Origin of the sequence: Mesorhizobium sp. M7A.F.Ca.US.011.01.1.1, assembly GCF_003998295.1 — a bacterium.
GTDB lineage: Bacteria > Pseudomonadota > Alphaproteobacteria > Rhizobiales > Rhizobiaceae > Mesorhizobium.
Map to the genome: position 1 here is coordinate 1 of NZ_RZRT01000120.1, position 6,212 is coordinate 6,212.

General features: G+C 57.7%; 10 protein-coding genes. 7 read left to right on the top strand and 3 right to left on the bottom strand.

Annotated features, from left to right (window positions below; translation table 11 throughout):
• A partial coding sequence (locus EOA13_RS36280; RefSeq protein ID WP_164780570.1) for a transglycosylase SLT domain-containing protein occupies positions 1 to 464 on the bottom strand: 464 nt, incomplete at its 3' end.
• 87 nt (positions 465 to 551) lie between these two features.
• On the opposite strand from EOA13_RS36280, the gene EOA13_RS36285 reads away from it, so the two are divergent.
• Genes EOA13_RS36285 through EOA13_RS38205 form a run of 3 tightly spaced genes read left to right on the top strand, consistent with a single transcriptional unit; the run spans position 552 to position 1,860 of the window.
• Positions 552 to 1,154 (top strand): hypothetical protein, encoded by a 603-nt coding sequence (locus EOA13_RS36285; RefSeq protein WP_127297938.1) that lies wholly within the window; start codon positions 552 to 554, stop codon positions 1,152 to 1,154.
• The gene (locus tag EOA13_RS36290; RefSeq protein WP_127297939.1) at positions 1,151 to 1,699 is read left to right on the top strand and encodes a thermonuclease family protein; all 549 of its coding nucleotides are present in this window, start codon (positions 1,151 to 1,153) and stop codon (positions 1,697 to 1,699) included. The genes EOA13_RS36285 and EOA13_RS36290 overlap by 4 nt, the downstream gene beginning before the upstream one ends.
• Positions 1,696 to 1,860, top strand: a complete 165-nt coding sequence (locus EOA13_RS38205; protein WP_164780572.1) for a hypothetical protein — start codon at positions 1,696 to 1,698, stop codon at positions 1,858 to 1,860. The genes EOA13_RS36290 and EOA13_RS38205 overlap by 4 nt, the downstream gene beginning before the upstream one ends.
• Here the strand turns inward: EOA13_RS38205 and EOA13_RS36295 are convergent.
• Positions 1,857 to 2,201 carry a hypothetical protein gene (locus EOA13_RS36295; RefSeq protein WP_127297940.1) on the bottom strand — a complete coding sequence of 115 codons (345 nt, stop codon included), beginning with the start codon at positions 2,199 to 2,201 and terminating at the stop codon, positions 1,857 to 1,859. The two genes, EOA13_RS38205 and EOA13_RS36295, sit on opposite strands and share 4 nt — an antisense overlap.
• 141 nt (positions 2,202 to 2,342) lie before the next feature.
• Between EOA13_RS36295 and EOA13_RS36300 the strand changes: the two genes are divergently transcribed.
• From EOA13_RS36300 to EOA13_RS36315, 4 genes are read left to right on the top strand one after another with little or no spacing between them, the layout of a single operon-like run.
• On the top strand, positions 2,343 to 2,972 hold the full coding sequence (locus tag EOA13_RS36300) for a response regulator (RefSeq protein ID WP_127297941.1): 630 nt from the start codon (positions 2,343 to 2,345) through the stop codon (positions 2,970 to 2,972).
• A 4-nt stretch (positions 2,973 to 2,976) separates the two neighbouring features.
• Positions 2,977 to 3,678 carry an FkbM family methyltransferase gene (locus EOA13_RS36305; protein ID WP_127297942.1) on the top strand — a complete coding sequence of 234 codons (702 nt, stop codon included), beginning with the start codon at positions 2,977 to 2,979 and terminating at the stop codon, positions 3,676 to 3,678.
• A complete protein-coding gene (locus tag EOA13_RS36310; RefSeq protein WP_127297943.1) occupies positions 3,659 to 4,213 on the top strand; it encodes a hypothetical protein in 555 nt (184 codons plus the stop codon). The genes EOA13_RS36305 and EOA13_RS36310 overlap by 20 nt, the downstream gene beginning before the upstream one ends.
• Positions 4,210 to 5,526, top strand: a complete 1,317-nt coding sequence (locus EOA13_RS36315) for a HAMP domain-containing sensor histidine kinase (protein ID WP_127297944.1) — start codon at positions 4,210 to 4,212, stop codon at positions 5,524 to 5,526. Before EOA13_RS36310 ends, EOA13_RS36315 begins: the two co-directional genes overlap by 4 nt.
• On the opposite strand, the gene EOA13_RS36320 is transcribed toward EOA13_RS36315, so the two are convergent.
• Positions 5,523 to 6,029 carry a helix-turn-helix transcriptional regulator gene (locus EOA13_RS36320; protein ID WP_245490593.1) on the bottom strand — a complete coding sequence of 169 codons (507 nt, stop codon included), beginning with the start codon at positions 6,027 to 6,029 and terminating at the stop codon, positions 5,523 to 5,525. The two genes, EOA13_RS36315 and EOA13_RS36320, sit on opposite strands and share 4 nt — an antisense overlap.
• Between the last annotated feature and the right edge of the window lie 183 nt (positions 6,030 to 6,212).

The window sequence follows — 6,212 nt, forward strand, 5'->3', positions numbered from 1 at the left end:
CTGTTGGGCCCGGCGTTGTAGGCCGCAAGCATCAGCAGCGGATCCCCGAATTCGTCATACAGTGACTTCAGATAGCGAAGGCCAGCCCGGACATTTGCCTGCGTATCGCAACGGCCGCTCACCCCCAGATCGGCCGCCGTGCCCGGCATCAGCTGCATGATTCCCAGGGCTCCGGCTTTTGAGGGACCCTGACTGGCGCCGAGATCGCTTTCGGCCCATGCAATTGTCTCGGCCAGATCGGCGTCGAACCCTTCCTCTTGCGCGATTGAACGCACAAGTTGGGAGACCTCGGCACGATTTGCGGTCTTACACGCGCCCGCCCTTTGCGCCCCGACCGCGGCAAGGGCTTGCGCCGGCGTTGCAAAGGCGATTGCCACGCGGTCTGATGCCAGGTCCCGGCCGTGCGCATTTAACGGGATGGTGGCGCCAAAGAGGGTCAGCAGAAGAGCGAATCGGGTATTCATACTGTCGCCAAGATTTAACACTTTACTATGGCTACACTCAGCCCTAGTAAAGTGTCAACACGATATCGATCACAAGGACGGATTTCGATGAAACAGACGGCCCTTTGCACGGTCTTGCTGCTCCAGGGCAGCGTGGCTTATGCTGCCGGCGCCGACGCCCCGAGCGCCTTCGCGCAACCCTCGGAGCACTACCTGCTCCAGTTTGCGAAGCCGGGCGAAAAGGTGTTTGTCTATGAACGCTACGATGCGAAAGGCGCGCTATTTCAGCGCGATGCGGCCGCTCTCATCGGGCGGGTTAAGGTGCCGTCGGCGACCGAGCGCGTCGTCAACGGCGTGACGTACCGGCTGCGCGGCCTTGCGGCCTGCCCAAAACCCAAGATTACATACAAGACGCAGCAGTGGGACTGCACGAAAGCCGCGCAGGACTATGAAGAGGCAATCTACAACAACCGTGCATCTGTCGTGCTTTGCAAAACACTTGTGCTGCAAAGCAGGAAGGGTGAACCCGACGCTGTGTCGTGTTTCTCACTCGTGGGTGCGGGCAACGCGAACGATCCGTACAACGTCGCCTACGACGACGACGAAATGGTTTTTTTCCACATGGTGGCGATCGGACGCAACAAGGACGGCAAGTCGCTGCGCCCCGATCTGGAGCATTCCGCCGACCTCGGTGGACAGTTCCAGGAATGAAAAAGGCGAGCTTCGCAGTGATGGCGGCATTTGGTTTGTGTGCATCGGCACAGGCTCAGGATGCGTCGGAGTCTGCCGTGGCAGCGCCGCTTGCGGTATCGAAATCGGCTCAACTGGTGACCGGAGATACCTGGCGTGACGGAGATCACCTTTTCCGCCTCTATGGCGTCCAGTCATGTCTTCGAGGCACATCAGCCGAAGAGCCAAATGGGAACAAAATCGATTGCGGGAACACCTCGCTGGCGCACCTGGCAGCCCTGTTCGACAGCGCGGCGGTGACATGCCAGCCAATCGGCTACGCCCTGGACAAGGCGGTTTTTGTCGTGTGCGGTGCGCAACTGAATGGCGAAACGATCGACGTCGGCACAGCGCTCATAGCGACCGGATACGCGTTTGCGGCAACGACAGCAAAGGGCAAAGCCGTCAATGAGAACTACCTCGTTGCGGAAATTAACGCTAAGATGAAACGTGCGGGTTTGTGGAGCACGACGTTTCAGCATCCTGTTCAGTTGCTGCTAAATAAGCGATCGGAGAGACAACAATGAAGTACGACGATGAGGCGCACAAATATTATTATCCCGTGGAAGGACGCGGTGACGGCGCTATTGGCGGAGCAGCCGCGTTCATGGCGATCATATTGGTGCCTGCGGGGCTCTATGCGGCCTGGAATGCCGTCGCCTCATGGATTTCAGCGCTCTTCTCCTAGGACTGCAGTTTGGCGAAAGAACCGAGCAACGCGCGGAAATCGTCGACATCAACCTCGCACCAGTCATGAGCCGTCAGCCGTTGAAAGTAAGCAGCCTTCATTTTTATCTCCGCGATGGTGGCTACTGGAGCAGTGGCAGCACGCCTTCGCACCGCAGCCTCCTCCGCCATGACCGCGTCCAGTCTCGCAGCCAGCACGGTCGCGTCCGGCCCTTCGGCCCCCATCCAACGCTTGCCGATACGTTCAAGCGCGGCGACGCTCTGACGATGTTCCGCAATCAGTTTAGCGACGTCTTCAGCCGCTTCCATCTTTCCATTGCTGCAGACCTGTTGAAGAGGCATCGTGATCGCCCTGGCGTTCTTCGGTCATACACTGGTACCTCTCGAAGGCAGGAAAAAAAGGGGTGACACCATCCCTTTTTTGAAGCGACCAATTCTGCGAGACAGGGGCGGGGGGCGCCTGCCTAGAGGAACTGGCTTCCGATGTTTCGTGCCCTGGTGGTCGAAGACCAGACACTAATGCGTCTGGCACTGATGAACGAAGTGCAAGCGAGCTTCGAAGAATGCGTCGTACTGGGTGCTGAGACGCTGACGATCGCCACTGCCGAGCTTCAAAACAATCATTTTGATCTGGTCGTCATCGATCCCGGCTTGCCCGGCTTTGATCCCACCTCACAGGGGGATCGCGTCGCAGTCGTTGACAAGATCATCGAGGCTTCACCCAGCGCAATTCATATTGTAGTCACCGGTTCCGACAACCGTTGCGAGGCAGATGGCTTTCGGGAAATTGGCGCCGCCGCCTATCTCGGCAAGACCGGTCTTGCGCCCGGCGTGTTCAGCGACGTGCTGGACGATATTTCCACAAAGGGGTTCTCCTTACGCCTTTCGCGGGTTGTCATGACCAAACCCGATTACCGCTTTTCCGTCCTTACACCGCGCGAACAGGAGGCCATCGACATGATGGCGCACCGCGCACCCGGCGTGAAACGCAAGGAAATCTTTTCGCTCATGGCCGATCGGCTCGCGATTGATGCCAACTCGGCCGAGAAATACTACAAGCAGGCTCGCGCCAAGCTCATGCGGCAAGGCCATCGGCTCCCGCGGGGGCTGTGATCCAATGGAGCCCATGATCGTCCATGGAATCAAGGTTCCTGTCGAACCGCAGGATGTTTCGCCGGTCATCTGGCGAGCGCTTCAGAGCCAGAGCTATGAGGCGAAGGAAGCGAAGTCGATCTTCAGGGCGGTCAAGGCACGCGATCGCGTACTGGAGCTCGGCTCCGGCATAGGCATCATCACCGCACTGATCGCGAAAATTCCCGGCGTTCAGGTTTGGGCTTTTGAAGCAAATCCCGCCACAGCGGAACTAGCCAAGCGCGTGATAGCAGCCAACGATCTCCACAATGTCACATATTCCCAGGGAATCCTCACAGCGGGCCCGCCGCGATCCTTCACCTTCTACGTTCGCCGCGACCTTTGGATGTCTTCCACAGACAAAGACCAAGGACCCTACGAGCGCGAACTTTCGATCGTCTCGGCTGACGTCGATCGTTTCATCGCCGATCATCGAATAAACGCCCTCGTCATGGACATTGAAGGGGCTGAGAAAGAACTTTTGCGAGATGCCGAGTTGCCGGGCGTCGAGCGCATCTTTCTTGAGCTGCACGACCATCTCTATGGGCTTGACGGCATCCGCAACATCACGCTTGCCCTGGCAGAAAAGGGATTTGCCTACGATCCGCGGGGCTCCCGAGGACCTTGCGTGCTCTTCGCCAAGAACGATGGACCCCGCGAATACGAGGATGTGGAAGATGTTGCGTAGTACTCTCGCCGTCATATTTGCCCTGGCCCTTCCGCTCACTAGTGCGGCCGAGGAAATCCCGCTCGATCCCAACGAGCTGTCGGTTCAAGACGCCAGCGGCAAGAACATCGCGGTCTTTTCGGTGAAGCAGCTGCAGGCAGAGTTTCCGCAACAGACCTATGACACGCGTACACCCTGGACGAGCGACAGCGAGAAAATCGAATATCGTGGGCCGCTGCTTACAAACGTTCTTGCCAAGGCTGGAATCACCGCCGCGCAGGAGGTCAAAGTTGTCGCCTATGACAATTTCGTTTCCGATATTCGCATGGACGAGATCCGGTCTTATAATCCGATCCTGGCGGTCGAGCGTCGTTGCAATGAGAACGACAAGGCCAGCTCGCTTTGCCCGCCGGGCCAGGATTTCCGCCCGATTAGCATGGTCGAGAAAGGCCCCATCTTCATCGTTTGGCCGTTCGACCAGTTGCCCGCCTCATATGTTCCTGCAAGAAACTCGATCTGGGTGTTTTTCCCAGTCATCCTGCGCGCCGCGCGATGAGGTTTTTCAACGGCCGTTTGCTTACTGTTCTGCCGTATCTCGGTATGGCGGCAGCGCTTGGTCTGAGTGCGTGGACGTTTATTCAGTCGAATTGCTACCGTCAGGAGACGGATGCCATCCTCAACCAGACCTTCGAGATTCAGTGGCGCGCGGCACAGATTCGCGAGCGCCTCATACGAGTCTATGGCTATCTTCGCATTGCCGAACAGACGGGCAAGCTTGATGTCGACATCGATCGGCAAATGGCGCTGGTAAGCGTCAACGTCGCGCAGTTGGAAAACCTGCCCTACCTGAACCGTTTCTTTCCGGATCATGACGCCGCTCTCCTGGGCGGGATTCGCCAGACCCTCGAAGAGAAAATCGAACCACTCGTTGCGGCCCGCAAAAACTACACTCAAGCCATTGCCGACATGGCCAAGCTGGAACAGTCAATTTACGAAGTCTCAAGCTCTACCGTTGATCACAGCGCCACTTTGCAGCAGACCGCCGGCATCGACATTGCCGCCTCGCGCAACTGGTTCATCTTCGCCATCGCGCTTGGCCTAGGTGCCACCTTCTATCTCGTTATCCATCAGCGCTATGCTCTGGCCAACCGCCGTGACCAGCACATGCGCTCGTTCGCGTCGCTCTTTGCGCATACGACTCGATCGCGTGTTACAGCCCTCAGACTGTTCCTTGAGCATTCACAGCCAGATACGCAGCCAAGCAGCGAAATGCTTGAGGCTGCACGCAATGCCGCGAGCGAACTGGAATCGATCACCAACAGTGTGCTCCAGATCGCCTATGCGCCACAAGATTCCAGCACTGTGCCGCTTGGCCGACTGCTAGAAGATATAACGGCAGAGCGTAGCGGTTTGGTGCAAGTCCGTGTCGACTCCAAAGCGCGCTTGCACCCCGTACCCTCGGCGCCATTCCGGTTGGTCGTGAACGAGCTGATCGAAAACGCTCTGGCCGCTTCGTCGGACGTCAATAACGCCCAAGTTCTTGTCTCCGCGACAGTCAAGCGACAGCCATTCCTCCCCCGCATCTATCTAGTGCTTGAGGTGGCCGACAGGGGCTCAGGCATGCCGCCTACGATCGCTGCAAAAGCGACCACCCCTTTCTTTTCAACGCGAGCCGGAAATCATACTGGCCTTGGCCTGACCGCATGTTCTCAGATGGTCTCGACGCTGAACGGAAAGCTCATCATCAAAAGCGCTCAAGGTATCGGCACAACCGTGCAGGTCAGAATTCCGCTGGCCTCCGCCGCAGCAAGTTTTTGGCAATCGTTTCGCAAGTACGTGCGGACGAAGGAGCACTCGTTGGGCGGCTAGCTAGGTGTCAGTTCTGGCGGGATCTTTTCGGAGAAGAGGTAGGTCGCTGGATCAAGTTTCAACGCCTTGGCGATCGCGGCAATCGTGTCCACGCTGACGTTGCCGCTCGCCCGTTCCAGTTTCGTGAAGGTCGCCTCCGCCACGCCGATGAGTTCGGCCATCTCATAGCGGTGCAAATTACGCCTTTGCCGCTCAAAATCGATGATGTGCGCCAGCCGCTTGCGGATCGCATTGTCGTCCAACCGATGCGCCCATTCCGGAACTTTCTTACCGCCGGCGAGCAGTCCTGCAAAAGACAATTGCAAGCCGTTTGCCATGATCTGCAGCGTCGTCAATGTGACATTATTTTTCTGACGCACAGTCTGAATGTAGGTTCGATAGGCCAGTTTTTCGCCGTCGGGGCTCCGAAACAGTTCGGCCATGTGCATATGGGATAGGCCGCGTCTGGCTCTCTCCCGCTCCAGCGTCAGGGCAATGTTGGCGCGCAACGGGTTGTTGACCACGCCTCCGTCGTCTCGTTTCAAAAATCGATGTAGTCGCACAAACCTGCCTTTTCGATCTGTCCTTTTTCGCGCGGGTCATCCATAGTAAACTGTCAAATCCGCAGCGAGGAAAAGGCTATGACCATACTCAAATTCCTACTGGGGGGTGCCGTCGCCGTCGCGGGCACTGCGGCTCTTCCATCC